The 19,071-nt window shown below is 35.9% G+C and carries 23 protein-coding genes and 1 pseudogene; 17 read left to right on the top strand and 7 right to left on the bottom strand.

Annotation, left to right across the window (positions count from 1 at the left end):
* Positions 1 to 290: 290 nt before the first annotated feature.
* From AC4D4B_RS17205 to AC4D4B_RS17230, 6 genes are all read left to right on the top strand, one after another.
* Positions 291 to 782, top strand: a complete 492-nt coding sequence (locus AC4D4B_RS17205; RefSeq protein ID WP_491000605.1) for an SMI1/KNR4 family protein — start codon at positions 291 to 293, stop codon at positions 780 to 782.
* A 184-nt stretch (positions 783 to 966) separates the two neighbouring features.
* The gene (locus AC4D4B_RS17210) at positions 967 to 1,341 is read left to right on the top strand and encodes a DUF2750 domain-containing protein (protein ID WP_491000606.1); all 375 of its coding nucleotides are present in this window, start codon (positions 967 to 969) and stop codon (positions 1,339 to 1,341) included.
* Positions 1,342 to 1,466: 125 nt separating this feature from the next.
* Positions 1,467 to 1,808, top strand: coding sequence for a hypothetical protein (locus tag AC4D4B_RS17215; RefSeq protein WP_491000607.1), 342 nt, complete (start codon positions 1,467 to 1,469; stop codon positions 1,806 to 1,808).
* Between the two features lie 518 nt (positions 1,809 to 2,326).
* Positions 2,327 to 2,515, top strand: coding sequence for a hypothetical protein (locus tag AC4D4B_RS17220; protein WP_491000608.1), 189 nt, complete (start codon positions 2,327 to 2,329; stop codon positions 2,513 to 2,515).
* 81 nt (positions 2,516 to 2,596) lie between these two features.
* Positions 2,597 to 3,049, top strand: coding sequence for a hypothetical protein (locus AC4D4B_RS17225; protein WP_491000609.1), 453 nt, complete (start codon positions 2,597 to 2,599; stop codon positions 3,047 to 3,049).
* A gap of 54 nt (positions 3,050 to 3,103) precedes the next feature.
* A complete protein-coding gene (locus AC4D4B_RS17230) occupies positions 3,104 to 3,418 on the top strand; it encodes a hypothetical protein (protein WP_491000610.1) in 315 nt (104 codons plus the stop codon).
* 514 nt (positions 3,419 to 3,932) lie between these two features.
* On the opposite strand, the pseudogene AC4D4B_RS17235 reads toward AC4D4B_RS17230, so the two are convergent.
* A pseudogene (locus AC4D4B_RS17235) lies at positions 3,933 to 4,100 on the bottom strand (glutamate/aspartate:proton symporter GltP); the annotation flags it as partial.
* Here AC4D4B_RS17235 and AC4D4B_RS17240 point away from each other — a divergent pair.
* From AC4D4B_RS17240 to AC4D4B_RS17255, 4 genes are all read left to right on the top strand, one after another.
* Positions 4,081 to 4,248, top strand: coding sequence for a hypothetical protein (locus AC4D4B_RS17240; protein WP_490994769.1), 168 nt, complete (start codon positions 4,081 to 4,083; stop codon positions 4,246 to 4,248). The pseudogene AC4D4B_RS17235 and the gene AC4D4B_RS17240 sit on opposite strands and share 20 nt — an antisense overlap.
* Positions 4,249 to 4,437: 189 nt before the next feature.
* Positions 4,438 to 4,866, top strand: coding sequence for a hypothetical protein (locus tag AC4D4B_RS17245; RefSeq protein WP_491000611.1), 429 nt, complete (start codon positions 4,438 to 4,440; stop codon positions 4,864 to 4,866).
* Between the two features lie 121 nt (positions 4,867 to 4,987).
* Positions 4,988 to 5,695 (top strand): Type 1 glutamine amidotransferase-like domain-containing protein, encoded by a 708-nt coding sequence (locus tag AC4D4B_RS17250; protein ID WP_490994678.1) that lies wholly within the window; start codon positions 4,988 to 4,990, stop codon positions 5,693 to 5,695.
* Positions 5,696 to 5,816: 121 nt separating this feature from the next.
* Entirely contained in the window at positions 5,817 to 6,740 is a 924-nt protein-coding gene (locus AC4D4B_RS17255) for a TIGR01777 family oxidoreductase (protein WP_490994677.1), read from the top strand.
* A gap of 25 nt (positions 6,741 to 6,765) precedes the next feature.
* Here the strand turns inward: AC4D4B_RS17255 and AC4D4B_RS17260 are convergent, their stop codons facing one another.
* Entirely contained in the window at positions 6,766 to 7,125 is a 360-nt protein-coding gene (locus tag AC4D4B_RS17260; RefSeq protein WP_491000612.1) for a hypothetical protein, read from the bottom strand.
* Positions 7,126 to 7,310: 185 nt separating this feature from the next.
* Here AC4D4B_RS17260 and AC4D4B_RS17265 point away from each other — a divergent pair, with 185 nt between their 5' ends.
* The 7 genes from AC4D4B_RS17265 (at position 7,311) to AC4D4B_RS17295 (ending at position 13,445) form a co-directional block, all read left to right on the top strand.
* The gene (locus AC4D4B_RS17265) at positions 7,311 to 8,453 is read left to right on the top strand and encodes an acyl-CoA dehydrogenase family protein (RefSeq protein ID WP_490994675.1); all 1,143 of its coding nucleotides are present in this window, start codon (positions 7,311 to 7,313) and stop codon (positions 8,451 to 8,453) included.
* Positions 8,454 to 8,858: 405 nt separating this feature from the next.
* A complete protein-coding gene (locus AC4D4B_RS17270) occupies positions 8,859 to 9,806 on the top strand; it encodes an L-lactate dehydrogenase (protein ID WP_491000613.1) in 948 nt (315 codons plus the stop codon).
* 18 nt (positions 9,807 to 9,824) lie between these two features.
* A complete protein-coding gene (locus AC4D4B_RS17275; RefSeq protein WP_140461383.1) occupies positions 9,825 to 10,841 on the top strand; it encodes a PTS sugar transporter subunit IIC in 1,017 nt (338 codons plus the stop codon).
* Positions 10,842 to 11,205: 364 nt separating this feature from the next.
* Positions 11,206 to 11,406 (top strand): cold-shock protein, encoded by a 201-nt coding sequence (locus AC4D4B_RS17280; protein ID WP_050614125.1) that lies wholly within the window; start codon positions 11,206 to 11,208, stop codon positions 11,404 to 11,406.
* Between the two features lie 309 nt (positions 11,407 to 11,715).
* On the top strand, positions 11,716 to 11,922 hold the full coding sequence (locus AC4D4B_RS17285) for a hypothetical protein (protein WP_491000614.1): 207 nt from the start codon (positions 11,716 to 11,718) through the stop codon (positions 11,920 to 11,922).
* Between the two features lie 69 nt (positions 11,923 to 11,991).
* Positions 11,992 to 12,864, top strand: a complete 873-nt coding sequence (locus tag AC4D4B_RS17290; protein ID WP_491000615.1) for a pirin family protein — start codon at positions 11,992 to 11,994, stop codon at positions 12,862 to 12,864.
* Positions 12,865 to 12,941: 77 nt separating this feature from the next.
* Positions 12,942 to 13,445 (top strand): hypothetical protein, encoded by a 504-nt coding sequence (locus AC4D4B_RS17295; protein ID WP_491000616.1) that lies wholly within the window; start codon positions 12,942 to 12,944, stop codon positions 13,443 to 13,445.
* Here the strand turns inward: AC4D4B_RS17295 and arfA are convergent.
* The 5 genes from arfA to AC4D4B_RS17320 form a co-directional block, all read right to left on the bottom strand.
* Entirely contained in the window at positions 13,366 to 14,889 is a 1,524-nt protein-coding gene (gene arfA / locus AC4D4B_RS17300) for an arabinosylfuranosidase ArfA (RefSeq protein ID WP_491000617.1), read from the bottom strand. The two genes, AC4D4B_RS17295 and arfA, sit on opposite strands and share 80 nt — an antisense overlap.
* On the bottom strand, positions 14,890 to 15,534 hold the full coding sequence (locus AC4D4B_RS17305; protein WP_491000618.1) for a YesL family protein: 645 nt from the start codon (positions 15,532 to 15,534) through the stop codon (positions 14,890 to 14,892).
* A 34-nt stretch (positions 15,535 to 15,568) separates the two neighbouring features.
* A complete protein-coding gene (locus tag AC4D4B_RS17310; RefSeq protein WP_490994670.1) occupies positions 15,569 to 16,414 on the bottom strand; it encodes a carbohydrate ABC transporter permease in 846 nt (281 codons plus the stop codon).
* A complete protein-coding gene (locus AC4D4B_RS17315; RefSeq protein ID WP_490994669.1) occupies positions 16,407 to 17,360 on the bottom strand; it encodes a carbohydrate ABC transporter permease in 954 nt (317 codons plus the stop codon). The genes AC4D4B_RS17310 and AC4D4B_RS17315 overlap by 8 nt, the downstream gene beginning before the upstream one ends.
* Positions 17,361 to 17,430: 70 nt before the next feature.
* Complete coding sequence (locus AC4D4B_RS17320) at positions 17,431 to 18,780, bottom strand: ABC transporter substrate-binding protein (RefSeq protein WP_490994668.1); 1,350 nt, start codon at positions 18,778 to 18,780, stop codon at positions 17,431 to 17,433.
* Positions 18,781 to 19,071 lie beyond the last annotated feature (291 nt).

The raw sequence follows: 19,071 nt of genomic DNA on the forward strand, positions 1-19,071 counted from the left end.
GTGGTGTTTTTTATCTAAGGAGGATAAGAACGAAGATGAATAAGTTGATTAATGTCCTTTTCTGTTAAACTCCTTATGGAAGTAACGGGGCAGGTTAGCTGAAGACGAAACTCTATTTCAGTTAGATAATCGCTGATTCTTATTTGATATAATTTTGTTATAGGTACACCATTATTACATTACAGGGAGGTTTTTGTCTGAAAAGGTTATTAGAAAAAGCATTAGAATACAATGGTCCAATTGAAGGTTTTAAAAAAAGTGGAATTACCATTATTTATCTTTCAAAAGAGATGAAAGAACGAAAAGAAATTGCATTTCCAGATAATGTAGCTCATGCTATCTTGCCTCCTGTAAGTGATGATTTTATTGCAGAAGTTGAAAAAAAGTACAACATTCAACTTCCAAATAGCTATAAAGATTTAGTGAAGGTCTGTAATGGTTTTGTTCTGGCTAAGGGATTCTTATCCTTTGATGGGTTGCCAACAGGGTTATGGAGAGGCTATTCACAAAAGGAAAAATGGCTTCTTGGTCATGATGTTATTCAACAAAATCAACTAGGTCCTAAAAATATCGTTAGACGATTTTTTCTTATTGGTCAAGATTTTACTACGGGTAATTGGATTGGGATTAAAGACGAAAAGTTCTATTTAATAAATAAGCATGGAAAACAACTACAAGAAATTAAATCTTATGATACTTTTATACCTTTATTAGAAGAGTTAAATAATCAATCAGAAGAAATTATTAAATTTGTAAAGGGTCTATATAACCTCAATGATTAATACATTTATCATTCCTATTAAGAACTTCTTAAACTATCGGGGGCATTGATCAAGGAGGATTAATGCTCTTTTTTGTTGAATTCCTTATTGTAGAAAAGGGGCAGGTTAGCTTAAGAAGGTGTTTTTATCAGTATTGGAGAATATGTAAAAGCCTTGTTAAACGCAGTAACTGGAGGATATCAATATGAACCAAAAAGAATTAGATTCGATAATTAAACAGCCACCAAATATAAGATATGAGTATTTTATTAAAAAGGTCGCTGATTATGAGGAAGTCTGGGGTTTATATGACGATGGTTGGGCAACAGCACAGGATGATGATGGTAATATGTTGATTCCTTTCTTTCCTAGAAAAGAATTTGCAGAATACTGTGCCGTTAATGAGTGGAATAACTTCAAAGCTGAACCAATTGACTTAAATGAGTTTATTGAGAACTGGCTTGTTGGTATGAGGAAAGATAGAGTTAAACCATCCATTTTCCCAATCAATGAAGACTCAGTAATGGTGGAGATCGATGTGTTATTAAGAGATTTAAATAGTGAGTTAGAGAATTATTAAGTAAGGTTTGCGTTTCAATATCAAGGGCTGTGGTTTAGCTCTTTTTTTAGTTATTCCACAAACGGGGCAGGTTTGTTTAATAAGAGTTAAGAATTTTAACAAAGAATAGTATCAGGGGTGATTTTTTGAAAAGAAGTTTAATTCTTTTATTAGGATTGATTGTTATGACCACTATTTTATTAGCTTGTTCTAACGGTTCAACCACTAATAACGGTGAAATAGAAAGCGGATATACGCTTGATGACCAAATTGCAGAAGAAAAAAACATATTATCTAAGGATGATGCGGAAGTTCTTGTATATAACCAATTAAATAATGAAGAAAAGAAGAAACTTACCATTGACTATTATAAAAAAGAGGGAACAAAATATTTCATTAGAGTGTATGAAACGGTAAATGGTAACGAAAAAGTTATAAAAAAATATACAGTTGATTTTAATACAGAAGAAGTCCAGCAAATACAGTAACAACTAAGTTGTAACCAGAAAGAACCTGTTTCGCAGTTGATTTCTTATAATAATTCCAGTCTCTCACCTAAAACAATGTAAAGGTTTGTACTTAAATTAACGGGGGCGTTGATCCAAGGAGGATTAATGCCTTTTTGTGTTGAATTCCTTATGGTAGAAACGGGGCAGGTTAGTCAAATTACTTAAGTGATAGTAAGTTCTTTTTAGAAAGGGAGAATGAAAAATTGAATTCCAAATCTTATTTGTTTACATTGATTTCACTTATATTGGCTTTGGTTACATCTAACTTAGATATTCATACTGATAGTAAATCTGTTATTTATGGTTTATCAGCGTTAGGTTTAATTTTAGGAGGATATTTGAGTATAAGAAAACCAAAAGATTATAAAGAATCATAGAGGATTTTCATTAACAATCGGTGTTTTATCAGAAGATTAAAGCTGTCAAAATGACGGTCTTTTCTTATTAGACTAAAGGGGCAGGTTAGTTGAGCAAGATTCCAAGGGGGTATTTAGGAAATGGATATATATAGTTGGTTAGGTATTGTTTCAATTGTATTCATTATTTTATGTTTTTACTTCACTCTTTCATTTATTGAAAACCTTCATATGGATGATAAACGTATTACAAAACAGTCAAAAACCGCAGCGATAATTTGTCTTGGATTAGCGTTACTTATTCTGTTCTATTTATTCTTGGGGCTCTGATTCTAGAGGGATTATGTTAAATTCCTTATTGTAGAAACGGGGCAGGTTAGCTTAGTAAGAATAATGAAATTTCCATAAAAGTTGCAATTAAGAAGATTAGTGGGAGATATGAAAGTAGATAAAAAGAAGGGATACGAGATGACGTATTACTACTATTTAGCATCAGACAAGGAAATGGAATTTGGCAATGCTTCTATTGATTTTACAAAGTCGGCATTTCAAATAATTCCAGGTTTCGATTATCCAATTCAGTTAGAAATTTATAATGGTATTAGAGAAGAGTGGGAATTGCGAGAGCTACTACAATATATCCATAATCACACCGCCCCTTATAAGGTTTGTGTAGTGCAAGTAGCAAATTTAATAAATTCAAATAGAGTGGAGCTAAAAGTAGAGAAGAAATCAAAAATACTATTGCACGAAATTGTTGATGTTAATCAACTCTTATTGGAAGATGGACATTTATTAACAATAGAAAAAGTACCGACTAAATGGAGAAAAAGGTCTATCAGAGGAAAGAATTCAAGAAAATAGAGGAAAATAGATGATGTTAAAAACGATATTTATTATTGTGAAAGGGAGCTTTGTATGAAGAAGTTAAAGAGGTTAAAGAATTTAGGGATTACTTTATTAATTCTGGTTAGTTTAATTGGTAGTATATTTCTTTATATTAGTTTTAAAAAAAATAGTTTAGAAAATGATGTAATAGAATATTTAATAGAAGAAAAGAACCTTAGTAAAGATGATATTATTTATAGAGAAACATTTATTTCCAATCTTAGTGGGGACAAAAATTTTATGGTTAGTATAAAAATAAAAGATGATAATAAAACTTACTTTTACTACAAAACTGATGGGGAAATTATTTTAGAATCTTATACTGAAAATGGCACAGAACATTGAAAATGTAAAAAGGAGAATCTCCCTTTTTACATACGGTTAATTCCGAACATTTCAGCTAACTACCAGCTGACAAACGGAGCAGTTTAGCGGAATAAAGAAAGTTTCTTATGGAAGTATAGGGGGAGCATTCCTTTACTAAATGGAAGTGTAGTTCTAGTTTGTGAAGAAACGTACTTAAACTAACGTGGGCTTTAGTTTAATAAGAAAAGAAAAACCGTCAAAGTTTCTCTGGCGGTTTTTGTGTCAATTGTATTTCTAATAAGGGTGCTAATTGATATGACAAAAGCTCTGTTACTATACGTTTCCTCCTCCAACTTAGAACCCGTTATTGCCAGACTGGCGGTCTTTTCTTTATACAGCTATCTTCTCATCAGGTTTGGATGAAGATCAATTGAAAATGGAAAATAATAAGTATCACAGGTTGACCATCCGTATATGAATGGAAAATTAGAAAAAGGATTTAAAAAGAAAGACAAGCCGTCAGATGGAGGCACGGCTTGTCTTTCTCTTTGTTTTAAAGATTGTCTGCAGGAGAATTGGCATCATACCTCTTTGCTTGTTCATCAGGCACAAAATCAGCATTGAATTCTTTTTCTGACTTGGAAACTACAACAGTTGCCACGCCGTTGCCAATTAGGTTCGTAATTGCACGTGCTTCAGACATGAAACGATCGACACCGATGGCGTATGTAGGTCGTGCAGTTGTGGCATTGGCATCAGACACCACGGTATCTAAGTTTTCTGGAGACACAGTAATGGTGGCTGAACTAGCGAGAAAATATGACTTTACCGATGTCGACGGAACTCAACCTTTGCCATTTGAACGATAATTACCCTCCTGATGATGGGTAGTAAGAATTGATAATCATATATTTCTTAAACAAACGGGAGCAATGGTTAATAAGGAAAGAGCCACTTATTAGTGTTTTCGTAAGAAATTTAAATTACGGGAAGGGAATGATACCTTGAAGATGGAAATATAATGTAGTAGACAGGCTCGTGATTACTTTTTAAAGGGAATGAAGGGGCGATCAGATGTGAATATGATGGCGAAAGTTAAACTCATATTTTATGCAGTAATCGTATTTTCGATTTATCTGTATGCCATTTTCTATTCTTTTAGTGATCATGATGTCGATTTAAATCAGACGTATACTAAACAAGCCGCTGATTCCTCGGATGAAGGTATCAGTAGAAATGTTCAAATAAAATTTATACTTTTGAATCCATCCGGTCATGCACTTGGAGAGACTGATATTTTGATTAAGAAAAACACTAAGAGTCATGAGAAGAAGCCCTTAAAGGTCCAAACTAATAGTAAAGGTGAATATGAGTTGACAATAGAACCTGGTACATATGATGTCTATTTAGAAAAAAATCGCTCTGTACAAAAACAAGTAACGATTCTTTCTAAGGATGATGGTAAATCAATAGTACTGAAGTTTTAAAGAAGCCTTGAGTATGGCTTTTTTTTGCATTTGTTCATTATAAACACTGTTAACTAACATCAAATAAAACGTTTCTTTGAAATTAAGTTTTTTCTCGTCAAAAATAAGGGAGAATTGAGCTATGCGACAGATTATTGCCTTAGGAGGCGGAGGTTTCTCAATGGAACCGGATAATCCGTTATTGGATCGATATATTTTAAAACAGGCTGCTGTAAGTAGGCCGAAAATATGCTTTGTTCCAACTGCCAGCGGGGATGCGGACGGGTATATACAAAGGTTTTATACCTTTTTTAATGAGCAGGAGTGTGAACCAACTCACTTATCATTATTTAAGCCACCTACCAAAAATTTGCAGGATTACATACTCGAACAGGATATTATCTATGTAGGTGGAGGTAATACGAAGAACTTATTAATTCTCTGGAAAGAGTGGGGATTGGATCGAATACTTAAAACTGCTTATGACCAAGGAATCCTATTGTGCGGTATAAGCGCAGGTGCGATTTGCTGGTATGAGGAAGGATTGACCGATTCATTTGGAGATACTCTTGAACCAATAAAGGCATTGGGGATATTAAAGGGGAGTCATTCCCCTCACTATGACGGTGAAATGAATAGAAGACCGACATATCTACAAATGGTTAAAAATGAATTACTAAATCCAGGTACTGCTGCTGATGATGGGGTAGGGCTTCATTATGTAAATGGAGAACTGATTAAAGCAGTGAGCTCCAGACCGAACGCCGCAGCCTATAGAGTTGAAATTTCAGATAATGGCATTGAGGAAAAAATACTGGAACCTTATTATTTAGGAAAGGAAGACTTATAGAAAGAATACTGCGTTGTGATTATTATGATGTTTACATGTTTTTCAATTGAGGGAAGTAGAAAAGTAAGCAAATTTAGATTAAAAGTCTTTTTGATAGTGGCAAATGAATGGGGTGCGGAGGATGAAGATAGCGATTGCTGGAGGTAGCGGTTTTGTTGGGAAGGAACTTGCTGCATTATTAGTCAGGGAAGGTCACGAGGTTTTTATTTTGACCCGTAATAAAAATAAGCTGACAAAGTCAACTGTTAAACCAGTTAAATGGCTTAATGAATCTAGTAAACCAGAAGAGGAATTGGACGGGGTTGAAGCTATTGTTAATCTAGCTGGCACATCCCTGAATTCTGGTCGTTGGACGGAGAAAAGAAAAAAGCAAATTTTAAATAGCCGTATAAATGCAACAAATGAGATCTATAGGATAATAGAAAAACTTGACCATAAACCTCGCATTTTAATCAATGCAAGTGCTATTGGTTATTATGAGCCATCTCTAGAACAAACCTATCATGAGGACTGGGAGCAAGCAGGTGACAATTTTTTAGCGGAAACCGTTGTTCAGTGGGAACAGGGTGCACAAAAGTTGGCGGATTTTGGGATACGAGTCGTATTTGCCCGTTTTGGCCTCATTCTTGGTGCCAAAGAAGGGGCTTTTCCAAAGTTGAATTTGCCCTATAAGCTATTTGTCGGAGGTAATTTAGGTTCAGGCCGACAATGGTATTCGTGGATTCATGTTGAGGACGTAGCAAATGCAATTTTATTCTGTATCCGAAACAACCAAATAAATGGCCCGGTTAATTTTACTGCTCCGAATCCAATGAGAATGAAGGATTTCGGTAAAACCTTGGGTGAGGTACTTAATAAACCGCATTGGACGACCATTCCATCTATTTTCATGAAGACAGCTCTTGGAGAAATGAGTATGCTAATACTGCAAGGGCAAAAGGTGTTACCCAAAAAATTAACCGAAGCAGGATACTCATTTATCTATCCGGATTTAAAATCTGCTCTAAAGCAATTAGTAAAACAAAGGAAGGACTCTCTGAGGTAAAAGCAGAGTCCTTATTTCTTCTAAATTACTTTTCATCATGAAAATTATGCTCATCATGATCATTGTCTGCCGTATGTTCATGATGAAGTTCTTCATGATCATCATGCTGGTTGTTTTGATGATCATGCTCTTGGTTCCATTGTTGACCGAAAAATAGTGGCCGTCTTCTTTCCGTGTATAGGTTTCTTGAAATGCCAATTATTTTCTTGAAACGAATGGCTATAATACTGGTTTGACCTCTATTAGTAGTCAGCAGCAGCAAAAAGTCGCTCTTTAATGCCTTTAGCTCCCCGTAAAATGAACCTTCAACTGTAATAACCTGGACTTGTTCACCAATCAGATCAGAAGCATAATCAAAAAAATCTTTATCACTTTCTTTACTCAATTGTAGTCTCCCCTCTCTTTATAATTAGTTAATGCACGTTAAGATTTTTTGTGTAGACGTTTTGCTCAGGGAAAAGGGAATAATTATAGTTTGGCAATGGGTATAGAAGTTGCAAAGTGATATGATAAACATATAAACCATACTATTCAACCCAGAATAGTTTTTTTGATAAGGGAGCTGGCAACATGGAGGAATATTTAACAAAGCAACAAGAAACTATTTTGCAGCAATTAAAAGACGTAGCAAAAGAGTTTTCTGTAAGAGCACAAAAATATGACGAGGAACGCACATTCCCAGCTGAGAATATTGCCGATTTGAAAAAAATAAAGTATACAACCTTAACCTTGCCACAGGAATTTGGAGGAGCAGGGGAAGGGTTAACGACTTTTTTGCTTGGCCAGGAGATCATCGCCCAGCATTGCGGTTCAACATCACTTGCAATTGGGTGGCATAATATGGTGATCCTAGAGCTCTTAGAAAATCAAACATGGACAGAAGAAAATAAAAAGAAACTATTTAAAGAAATCGCTGATGGAGCTTTGGTTAACCGTGCCGCTTCCGAACCGGCGACAGGGAGCCCAACAAGGGGAGGCAGGCCAGAGACAATTGCTCTTAGAGACGGAGATAAATGGATCCTTAACGGAAGAAAAACGTACACATCACTGGCTCCGGCTTTGGATATTTTTCTTGTCAGTGCCTGGATTCCTGACGAGGAAACGATTGGTTGGTTTAAAGTATACAAAAACCAGAGCGGTGTAAGTATTGAGGAAACTTGGGATATGATTTCCATGCAGGGGACTGGCAGCCATGATTTACTTATGGAAAATGTAGTGCTTCATGAGGAAGATTTTGTGGAAAGAGCATCTGCTAGAAAAGCATCAGGCTGGCTTTTACATATACCTGCATGTTATATCGGCATTGCACTGGGAGCACGTAACTATGCGATTCAGTTTGCAAAAACGTATTCTCCAAACAGTCTAAAGGGCACAATCTCTGAACTGCCGCATATTCAGGCAAAGATTGGACAAATGGAGCTTGAACTGATGCAGTCAAGGAGCTTTTTATATTCTGTTGCTCAAAGATGGGAGCAATATCCTGAAAAACGTGAACAAATGGGCCCTGAATTGGCAGCTGTTAAAACAGCAATAACCAATCAAGCAATCTCGATTGTCGATACGGCCATGCGAATAGTCGGTGCACAAAGCCTGCAACGGAAAAATCCAATGCAAAGATATTATCGTGATGTTCGAGCTGGTCTGCATAATCCTCCTATGGATGATTCAACGTTGACCTTACTTGCTAAAAGTGCATTGGAGAAACAGGTGTAAAAGAAAGATTGACTGGTATGTAATATAGCTAAAGTAAATAATTAAATGAAATTTCATTCAGGAAGAATCCTCATTAAGGTAATGAGGTTCTTTTTTTTACTCCTTTACTTTAAGTTGATTGGGGGTCACTTTTTCCAAGAATAATTTTTGAAGAAGCAAATGAATATCGGTTTATATCCCTTAAACTCATTAAAGGGATATACAAAAAAAGCAAAAGTGCCATCCATAGTTTAATTTCCAATTCAAGTATATTCAAAAAAAGTAAAGTTAACTTTTTAAATGTAATAAATGTATATTTAGTGAAAAATACCACAATTTTCTTGACTATGAAAATATAAGAAGCTATATTGATAATATGTTATGTGAAATAATTCACATAGTTCACATCTTAGAGGAGTGAGTAATTTGAGAAATCTAAAAAAAGTAGCAATGGTAGGAACTGGTTTGGTTGGCTCAAGTGCAGCCTATAGTTTAATTAATCAAGGAATATGCGATGAATTAATTATGATTGACATTAACCATGAAAGAGCAAAGGGCGAAGTTTGGGATTTATTACACTGCATCGACTTTTTGCCAAGCCGAACGAAAATTACTGCGGGTTCCTACTCTGATTGCGAAGATGCAGATATCGTTATCATAACTGCTGGCCCTCCTCCTAAAAAAGGTCAGACACGACTAGATACATTGGAAATCAGTGCAGGGATTATGAAGTCTATTGTTTCGGAAGTAATGGAAAGTGGGTTTGACGGTATCTTTTTGATAGCATCCAATCCAGTTGATATTATGACCTATATGGTATGGAAATTATCTGGTCTTCCGAGAAATAGAGTAATTGGTACTGGAACTTCATTAGACTCTTCAAGATTGAAAAATTATTTATCTGAAATTTTACATGTTGATCCAAGAAGTATTAATGGTTATACAATGGGTGAACATGGAGACTCTCAATTTGCCGCTTGGTCCCACATGACTGTTGGGGGGAAACCACTTCTACAAATTTTAGAAGAAGGAAAAGAAGAAATTGGGGAAATCGATTTAGGTTTATTATTGCAAAAAGTGAAAAGAGTAGGGTTTGAGATACTAGAAAGAAAAGGAACCACCTACTACGGTATCGGATCAGCTCTGGCATCTATCACTAAAGAAATATTTAATGATTCTCATAAAATTGTCGCACTTTCTACTATTCTTGATGGCGAATATGGATATAAAGATATCTGTACTGGAGTGCCTTCTATCATTACAAGAGAAGGTATTAAAGAAGTAGTTGAGTTAAACCTAACTAGCACAGAAAAAGAAAAATTTGATCAATCGAATGAAATACTACGTGAATACATGAGAAGCATTGGCTTTTAACAACAGGAGGAATGACAGATGAAAAAAGAATATATAATGCCTAGAATATTTAATGCTTCAACTGGTATTGCACAAGGTATTTTCGTTACGCTGGGTATCGGACTATTAATAAAAAATATAGGTTCCATTTTGGATTTGGCATGGATGATTGAAATTGGCTCAATAGCTACAGGGTTAATGGCACCAGCAATCGGGGTAGGTATTGCAATTATGTTAGGTGCGAATGGGTTAGTGGTTTTCTCTGCAGCTATAGCAGCAGCATTGGGAGCAGGCGCTATTAGTATTACCGAGGCGGGTATGTTGATTAAATCAGGAGAACCTATTGGTGCTTTAATAACCGCAACATTAGCAACCTTTATTGGAAAAAGATTGAGCGGCAAAACACCGCTTGATATGATGTTAGTTCCATTTGCAACCATATTAATCTCTGGATTTGTTGGAATACAGCTTTCAACAGTAATAGCACCTATTTTAACATCCGTTGGTGCGTTTATTAAAACATCAACAGCCGGTAGTCCTTTGATCGCTTCAATCGTTTTGGCAGTAGTTTGGGGATTATTCCTAGTATCTCCAGCATCCTCCGTCGCATTAGCTATAGCACTTGAATTGTCAGGTATCGCAGGTGGAGCCGCCCTAGCAGGTTGTGCTGCTCACTTTGTTGGATTTTCTGTTATCTCAGCAAAAGAAAATCAGTTGGGAGGTATACTAGCTCAAGGGATTTGTACGCCAAAAGTACAATTGCCCAATATAACAAAGAATCCATATATCCTGCTACCGACATTATTAGCAAGTGCCGTTGCAGGTCCGGTGTCAGCTTTAGTATTTAGTATAGAAGCTCCCAAAGAAATTGCAGGTATGGGTTTAAGTTCATTTGTGGCTCCTATTCAACTATTAACTACAAATAATCTGGGATATATCATTCCAGCGATGTTGATTACTTATATAATATTACCTGCAGGTATTGCATATGGCACTTATTATCTATTAAAGAAAAAAGGTAAGATTAAAGAAAATGATTTAAGCTTACCAGTATAAGAATAAAGAGGGCAGGGTAAATCTAATGATTTACCTTGTTTTACTTTTATAAAGGTTTTTTGACTGTAAAATAAAATTCAAAGTGATATGTTACCTTCATTAAAGGAATATGTTTCAGAATACTAATGCAGTTTTTTGATATGTTCAATTAAGTATAGTATCTTTTGAAGTAGATAAGTGACAATGTACGTGGGTTATTGGAGGGTAAAAGTCTAATAATTTGCTATTATAAGATATGTATGTTATTCTAAAGAAGAATTATTTTTGTTCGTTTTCAGATTGAGAAGCGATTTTGATTTTCGTCTAAGGTTTTTGAGCAAGGATAGTAATACATTGTGTGGAAACACACTAGGAGGCAACAATTATGGAACAAGGTAAAGTGAAATGGTTTAATGCAGATAAAGGTTTTGGATTTATCGAACGTGAAGGCGGAGAAGACGTATTCGTACATTTCTCAGCAATCCAAAGCGAAGGCTTCAAATCTTTAGACGAAGGTCAAAGTGTTACTTTTGAAGTAGAACAAGGACAACGTGGCCCACAAGCTACAAACGTTCAAAAAGCTTAATAACAGCTAATAGATAGACCCTACACATGTAGGGTCTATTTTTATTTCATCATTAGAAAAAAATAAAGCCCTATTCATGAAATCAATAGAGCCTCTGTAACAAACGTATGAAACTAGTAATTTCAAATGGTAGGGTAAGTATGGGACGGTGGTTGAGTACTCACTAATTTAAATAGGGATTATCTGTTATTTTCCAATGATGAATCGGAATATTATGGTAATATGTTAATGGTAAGATAGTGGGATATCAACAAGGGAAATAGTTACTGGATTACGAAATAAAAGAAGAGTTTACAGTAAAAGTATATGGTGAAGAAACAATCACAGAATACAAGGGATCGTTCAAAGGGTTTTAAATCAAGAACCAAATGCCTTTCAAAAGAAACTGTAGGGAATATTGAAATGATCGTTGATGACTTCTTTGAGGAATTCCAATTTATGCTATGGGGGGAACAGCCTGAACATTTAATTGGAAAGTTCCTAATAAGAGCTAAAAAGAAACTCAGTAGAAATTAAGTAAAGTAGTTAAAGCTGCACGAAAATGAATTTATTCATATGTTTAAAAGTCCAAGAGGAGGTATTGAAATGTCTAATGAATCAACATTTCAGAGAGAAGTAAAAGATTTTTGGTATCCAAAATACAATAAAGATGGTTACCCTCATGTTCAACAAGGAATGGTTTTAAATCCTGAGAGGAATGAGGAATTTTCCCCGTTTATTCTAATGGCTGAAGACTGGTTTAAACGTGGAACCTTCTCCGACCATCCCCACAGAGGCTTTCAAACTATAACGTATGTTATTGATGGAAGGCTTGAACATATAGATAATGCTGGAGGGTATAGTATTTTGGATGCTGGTGATGCCCAATACATGAATGCCGGTTGGGCAGCCAGGCATGCGGAAGAGGCTTTTGACGATGATCTTATTCATACCTTACAGCTGTGGCTGAATCTGCCCAAAAGTTTGAAACATACAGAAACAAGTTATCAAAACATCTATGTAGAAGATGCTCCTGTTGTGAACGTTGAAGGGGGATACATTCGAGTTTACTCAGGTGATATTGCAGGGGTAACAGGACCTATGAATAGTCTGGTTCCTATTACGATGACAGAAATCAGCCTCCGTGAAGGGGCTGAATACACACATGTTTTGCCTGAAAATCATAATGCATTCTTGTATATGTTGGCAGGGGAGATGCAGTACGGAGAAAGTAAGACAAAGATAGCTAAAACAGGGACAGCTACCCTATCCTTTAATGAGGAAGGCTCAGATTCTAACTCAAGTGAATTAAAAATAAAAGCATTATCTCGTTCCAAAGTATTGATTTATTCAGGCGTTCCTATCCGGGAAGAAATAGCTCTTGGTGGACCATTTGTAATGAATACACAGGAAGAAATCAGGGAGGCGTTCCGAGATTTTCAGCGCGGATTATTTGGACCACCTGCAGTAAAAAAATAAATCAAATTAGAGAAATAAAATATATTTTAAACAACACCAGATGGAAAATAAACATCTGGTGTTTATTTGTATAGTTTGTGTTTCTTTACTGGAATCTATTGAATAGTACGGGAGTGAATATTCTTGATTTCCATAAGTGGTTCAAATTTCAATTTCAGCGGCATTTTACTGATTCTTTACATTTATATGCAAATGATTTAATTAAAGTAAAAGACATTGAGGAAGCTAATAATAATATAACAATAAAGCAAATGTATGAAACAATAGAACCAATTGAGATTAAAGATTATGTCCATATTAATCATCAATATGTGTTAGATAGAGGATACGATATGTTAAAAGATAATGTATATAATAAATTTTTCAGGTCGTACCAACTCTTTAGGGAGTATGAAAGATTGTTAACTGCTGTCCATGTATTGAAAGTGAGCTACATCCTCATACCAAATAAAGGTCCAGATGGACTTTACGCCATCTGGACCTTTATTATTGTCTTATTGGTCAATCTGCATATTGTAGCTGAAGACGAATCATATTCCATGACATCTTTGGCAGTACAGCTACTAAAGTGCCGTCATTAATATAGGATTGATCGCTTGTATGAGGTTTTACCTGCTCATTTCTTATTGTATTAATTGCTTTAGGGTTTTCATTCTGGAGCACAACATGTTCAATAAGTTGATAACCTTCAAATGAGCGGATATCCACATCGACGAATAATGGATGGTCCAGATTGCGGTTGACGGCAAAAATAACTAATTCTTCATTTTCTTCGTTGTAAACAACAGACTGGTCCAAATAAGGTACATCTGTAAAGTCCTTGCTATCATACTTTGGAGAATCAACAATCGAATGAAGGGCAACTCCTCGTCCATATACGGAAGTATAATAGTATGGATAGAAGATTGTTTGTTTCCAAATGCCGCCTCCTGTCTCCGTCATGATTGGCGCAATGACATTCACTAATTGTGCCATGCAAGCTATTTTTACTCGATCGGAATGTTTTAGCAACGTATTGAGCATGCTGCCTACAAGCAGTGCATCTTCAAACGTATAGATATCCTCCAATAGTGGAGGAGCCGTGGACCAAGGCTCGACTTGCTTGTCCTGGTCATTGGAGTGAAACCATACATTCCATTCATCAAAACTTAAATACATCGTTTTCTTGGAGCGTTTCTTAGCTTTTATATAATCACACGTTGCGATAACTGTTTTAATAAAATTGTCCATATCCAATGTGCGAGCTAAATAGTTTGCCGTATCATTCTCTCCATTCCCATAATATTGATGGAGAGAAATATAATCAGCATATTCATATGTATGATCAAGCGTTTCAGCTTCCCATTCAGGGAATGTTGCCATGCCTGAACCTGAACTTCCGCAGCTGACTAATTCAATGGAGGGATCGACTAGTTTCATCGCTTTTGCCGTTTCAGCAGCTAGGTGTCCGTATTCAAAGGCGGTCTTCATGCCAATTTGCCAAGGACCATCCATTTCATTTCCTAAACACCATACTTTTATCTGATGTGGATCCTGGAACCCGTGCTCTCTTCTTAGGTCGCTCCAATACGTTCCACCCGGATGGTTGCAATACTCGACTAAATTTCGTGCAGCATCAATCCCTCGTGTTCCAAGATTCACTGCCATCATAACTTCGGCATTGACTTTTTTAGCCCATGTGGCAAATTCATTGGTGCCAACCTCATTCGTCTCCAGGGATCTCCAAGCCAGTTCCAATCGCTTAGGTCTTAAATCTTTAGGGCCGACTCCATCTTCCCAGTTATAGGCTGAAACCATATTGCCGCCAGGATAACGAATAATAGGTACCTGTAATTCTTTCACCAGTTCGATTACATCCTGACGAAACCCATACTCATCAGCCGTGGCATTTGAAGGATCATAAATGCCGCCATACACGGCGCGGCCTAATTGTTCGATAAAAGAGCCGTATATCCTCGGGTCAATCTCGGATATTTTAAATGACTTATCGAGGGTCATTTTGGCTTTTTTCATATTTAAAGTCATTTAGCTCACCTCTCCAGTAATCATTTGGTTATTCATTTTTTTATCATTTTTTTGAAACAAATCCATAGATATCCATATCCATCCAAAAGCTGCAGTACTTATAGTGAAAAAGGGAAGAAAGCCTGGGAATTTTAATGAAATATATAACACGGCAAAAAAGTAAACCATGACAGCAATCGTATAGTGAATGCGCCCAAATCCAATAATGATAGCATTCCTGAAAAAGTGTGTAATTTTCCCATCATAATGAGCTAACTGTGGGAAAGACCATATGACTAGATTGATATAGAAGAAAATTAGCAAATAAAACGCCGCATGGAAAATAATATTGACGTTGCTCATACTTTGAATGGCCAGATAATTAAGGTATAGAATCATCCCTGCCATAGCCAGTATCCAGCCTATTGTGTTAGATTTTGCAAATTCCTTGCGATATTCGTGCTTAAATGTATTCCAAATATGAAAATCTGTATTGCCCAGTCTCCATTTTCTGAAAATCTTTAAAGCCGATAGTGTAGCTGGAAAAATCCCGCAAATTATTAGGCCCTTCAGTGTAAACAAAAACCATAATGCATTAATGGCTGCTAACCTCATAATCCAAGTAAAGATTTTGTCTAGAGAATTTACAATGCGTTGGCCACTCATGATAAGGACACCCCTCGTTCACTAGTACATCCGTTCATCCTTTTACACTCCCAGAAGTTAATCCAGCAACAAAATACCGTTGGAAGAAGATAAAGAGAACAATGATTGGGATAATGGTCATAACAGCACCGGCAATTAATGTATCATAGTTGTTTCCATAAGGAGTTAATAAGGTGGCTAATCCAATTGGCAATGTAAACAAATCATTAGAACGGATCACAAGTAATGGCCACAAGAAATTATTCCAACTGTTTAATCCCTGCAGAATCGCCATAGCAGAGAAGGAGGGCAGCATTAATGGAGCCATGATTTTGAAGAATATCCCATATTCTGTACATCCATCAATTCTAGCAGAGTCCATCAATTCGGCAGGTAGGCCAAGTGCATATTGCCTAAAGAAAAATACGGCAGTCGGTGCTACAATCAGCGGCAGCATGACTCCTGTATACGTATTTATTAAATTTATATCAATCATCAGTTGATATAGCGGTAGCATTAAAACTTCAAACGGAATCATAATGATCACCAGTACAAACAGGAAAAGCACATTTCTTCCTTTAAAGTTATAAACAGCGAGTGCGTAACCAACCATCGATGAAAAGAAAAGAGAGAATACAATGGTCAAGGAAGATATCACCAAACTATTTCCATACCATTTCCAATATGCCGGAGATTCAGTGAAAATATGTGTGTAATTTGCTAGAGAGAGCTGGCTCCAGTTAATTGAAAATGATATCCCGTTTCTCATTAATTCGGAAGAAGGGCGAAAAGATGAGATAATCAGGCTTAATAAAGGGAACAATGCAATAAACGCCACAATGATAAAAAATAAATTTACAATCAATTTAATTAAGGTTCTATTCTTATTCATCCTACTCATCACCTCGTTTAAATGCACCTGTTAACAGCAAGTAGAAGATACTTACAACAAAGATGAGAAGCAATAGTATGACGCCAATTGCAGCACCAAAGCCCATGTCATTTTGTTGTATGCCTTGCTGATACAATAATCCAACAAGAGTCAGCCCAATATTACCGGGTGAATTTCCTTGCCAAATAACATAACTTTCTTCAAACACTCGGAAACCTCCGATTATACTTATGGTGGTCACAAAAATAATGATAGGCTTTAGGAATGGTAGAGTAACATGTCTAAATTTCTGATACATATTAGCTCCATCTATTTCAGCAGATTCATATAATTCCTTAGGGATATTCTGCAGTCCAGCCAAAAAGTATAATACATTGACTCCCATCCATCGCCAAGAAGCCATCATCACCATTAAAAACATTCCTGACCAGGCAGTAAATTGCCATTGAACAGGTTCAAAACCAAAGAACCCTATAATTTGGTTCGCAATCGCTTGCTCTGATTCTGAAAAAACTAGCCTGAAAATGACACCCGCCACTATGATGGAGGTTAATGCAGGAATAAAGAGTGCTGAACGGAAGAAGGTTTTAAATCTAACTAACTTAGAATCTAATAATAACGCCAAAAGAATGGGTATCGTAATTAAAATTAACACTGTCAGGAGCATATAAATGGTGGAATTAATTAAAGCCTTGTAAAATGTATCATTAAAGATTCTTGAATAGTTTTGCAATCCTATAAATTCAATATTTCCCGGCAATATTCTCTGAAAGCTCATAGTAATGGCTTGGATTGTTGGGTAAAGGGTAAGGATTGTAAAGGAAACAATGAATGGAAAGACAAAAACATATGGTACGACTTTTTTTGAATTAAAAAATTTCAAAAGCCCGTTTCCTTTTTTTGGAGTCATCAAATGAGCAGGATTGTCTCTCTTTTTCATATTTATATCAAACATATTATGCCCTCCCTACTTATGGAGATAAGAGATGATGGACTGGTTTACCACGTTCATCATCTCGTGTATTTTAATCTTTACTTCCTATTTTCTGCCTGATTGTATCAGCTGACTGTTTTAACGCTTCTTCTGGGGTTTGAGATTTTTCCCTTAGTACTTTATGCATAATATTAGAATCGATTTCTGTTAAAACGTCGGGTGTATACTCAGAAAGCTGAATGCCTGCTACATTATCTTTGACACTTAATAAGACATCAAAAATATCTTTGTGGAAATATTGATAATAAACATTGTCTTCTCTCATTGCAGGATCTTCCCATACATCCCAACGAGGAGGGTCGAATCCTAATTCTTTCCAAAGTTGAATATTTCCTTCTTTGGATAGCTTAGCAAAATATAAAAATTCTTTTGCCAATTCGATATGTTTGGATTGACTGGTAACAGCAGTGCCTGTTCCTCCCATTGTGACGGATTGATAGTCTGAATCAGACCATTTTGGCATAGGACGGATTTGAATTTTACCTTTAAGATCAGGCATGTATGTTGTAAAATCCTTCATATAATACATTGGAATGACTAAGGATGCCTGCCCTCCATCATTCATGAAGCCATAGAATTCCTCGGTGTGGTACTGGCCGCCAGGAGCAAGTTCGGCAATTTTATGTTTGTTAACGAGGTCATTGATAAATTCTAATGTTTCCACATTTTTTTTGTTATCTAATGTTAACTTTCCTTTTTCGTCAAAAAAGTCAGAGCCTTTTTGAGCAACAAAAGGCCATATTCCGTACCAATTGTCTGCGATTGTTGTCATCGGCTTACCAGTCTTTTCTACCACTGTTTTCCCAACTTCTACATAATCATCCCAAGTCTTGATAGAATCAATATCCACGCCAGCCTTATCCATGATTTCTGTATTATAGTAAACGACTGATGCGCCTAAGTGGGTTGGAGCTCCATAAAATTTTCCGTCTTTCGCATAAATATTAACCCTTTCTTCCATAAAACTATCTAACTCAGGTTCAATCAGATCATTAAGAGGCTCTAATTGAACATCGCCTTTTAGGAAATTAGGGAATTTAGCAAGTTCGATATCAGCTATGTCTGGTGCGCCGGAACCTGATTGCAACGCCATCAATAAATTATTATGCATCTGGTCAAATGGATAATTTTCAACAGTTAATTTGATAGCTTTATCAGGGTTTTGTTCATTCCATCTTTCGGCAGCATTGGCATAAAAGGTAGCATGTGTTCCTGCAAAGGTCCAAAAAGTTAACTCGGTGGCATCTTTGATATCAGCACCAGCAGTTTTTACATCGTCAGTATTCGCTGGTGCAGTTTTGTCATCGCCGCTGCATGCTGTCAAAAAAAATACAGAAAACAATAGTAGAGCACTAAAAATTGAGAATAATTTTTTATTCAATTTCTTTTCCCACCTTTACTTTATTCGTCTAATGAACAAACTAAGTATACAGAAATCGGTTAATAGTTATTAATAATCACCCCCTTTTTTTTAATAACCTTCAGAAATTACACTGAAAGCGTATACATTACTTATTTAAGTATAAAAACCCTTTACGTTCATGTCAATGTGAATCGTAGGTTAAAAGGTGAAAACATTATTACAATTAAATAAATTCATTATATACGTACAATAGGAGAGAAGTATAATCTATGAATCAAGCAGGGACGATTAAGATTTCTAAATAAAAAA

It is taken from the genome of Pradoshia sp. Z6_59, from assembly GCF_058267515.1.

Excerpts from the sequence above, each read along its gene's own strand:
- AC4D4B_RS17305 (WP_491000618.1), bottom strand. The coding sequence starts at position 15,534 with ATGAGTGGCCAACGCATTGTAAATTCTCTAGACAAAATCTTTACTTGG.
- AC4D4B_RS17275 (WP_140461383.1), top strand. The coding sequence starts at position 9,825 with ATGAAAAAAGAATATATAATGCCTAGAATATTTAATGCTTCAACTGGT.
- AC4D4B_RS17310 (WP_490994670.1), bottom strand. The coding sequence starts at position 16,414 with ATGAGTAGGATGAATAAGAATAGAACCTTAATTAAATTGATTGTAAAT.
- AC4D4B_RS17265 (WP_490994675.1), top strand. The coding sequence starts at position 7,311 with ATGGAGGAATATTTAACAAAGCAACAAGAAACTATTTTGCAGCAATTA.
- AC4D4B_RS17220 (WP_491000608.1), top strand. The coding sequence starts at position 2,327 with ATGGATATATATAGTTGGTTAGGTATTGTTTCAATTGTATTCATTATT.
- AC4D4B_RS17245 (WP_491000611.1), top strand. The coding sequence starts at position 4,438 with ATGAAGGGGCGATCAGATGTGAATATGATGGCGAAAGTTAAACTCATA.
- AC4D4B_RS17230 (WP_491000610.1), top strand. The coding sequence starts at position 3,104 with ATGAAGAAGTTAAAGAGGTTAAAGAATTTAGGGATTACTTTATTAATT.
- AC4D4B_RS17240 (WP_490994769.1), top strand. The coding sequence starts at position 4,081 with ATGAAACGATCGACACCGATGGCGTATGTAGGTCGTGCAGTTGTGGCA.
- AC4D4B_RS17290 (WP_491000615.1), top strand. The coding sequence starts at position 11,992 with ATGTCTAATGAATCAACATTTCAGAGAGAAGTAAAAGATTTTTGGTAT.
- AC4D4B_RS17205 (WP_491000605.1), top strand. The coding sequence starts at position 291 with ATGAAAGAACGAAAAGAAATTGCATTTCCAGATAATGTAGCTCATGCT.
- AC4D4B_RS17280 (WP_050614125.1), top strand. The coding sequence starts at position 11,206 with ATGGAACAAGGTAAAGTGAAATGGTTTAATGCAGATAAAGGTTTTGGA.
- AC4D4B_RS17250 (WP_490994678.1), top strand. The coding sequence starts at position 4,988 with ATGCGACAGATTATTGCCTTAGGAGGCGGAGGTTTCTCAATGGAACCG.
- arfA (WP_491000617.1), bottom strand. The coding sequence starts at position 14,889 with ATGACTTTAAATATGAAAAAAGCCAAAATGACCCTCGATAAGTCATTT.
- AC4D4B_RS17315 (WP_490994669.1), bottom strand. The coding sequence starts at position 17,360 with ATGTTTGATATAAATATGAAAAAGAGAGACAATCCTGCTCATTTGATG.
- AC4D4B_RS17255 (WP_490994677.1), top strand. The coding sequence starts at position 5,817 with ATGAAGATAGCGATTGCTGGAGGTAGCGGTTTTGTTGGGAAGGAACTT.
- AC4D4B_RS17210 (WP_491000606.1), top strand. The coding sequence starts at position 967 with ATGAACCAAAAAGAATTAGATTCGATAATTAAACAGCCACCAAATATA.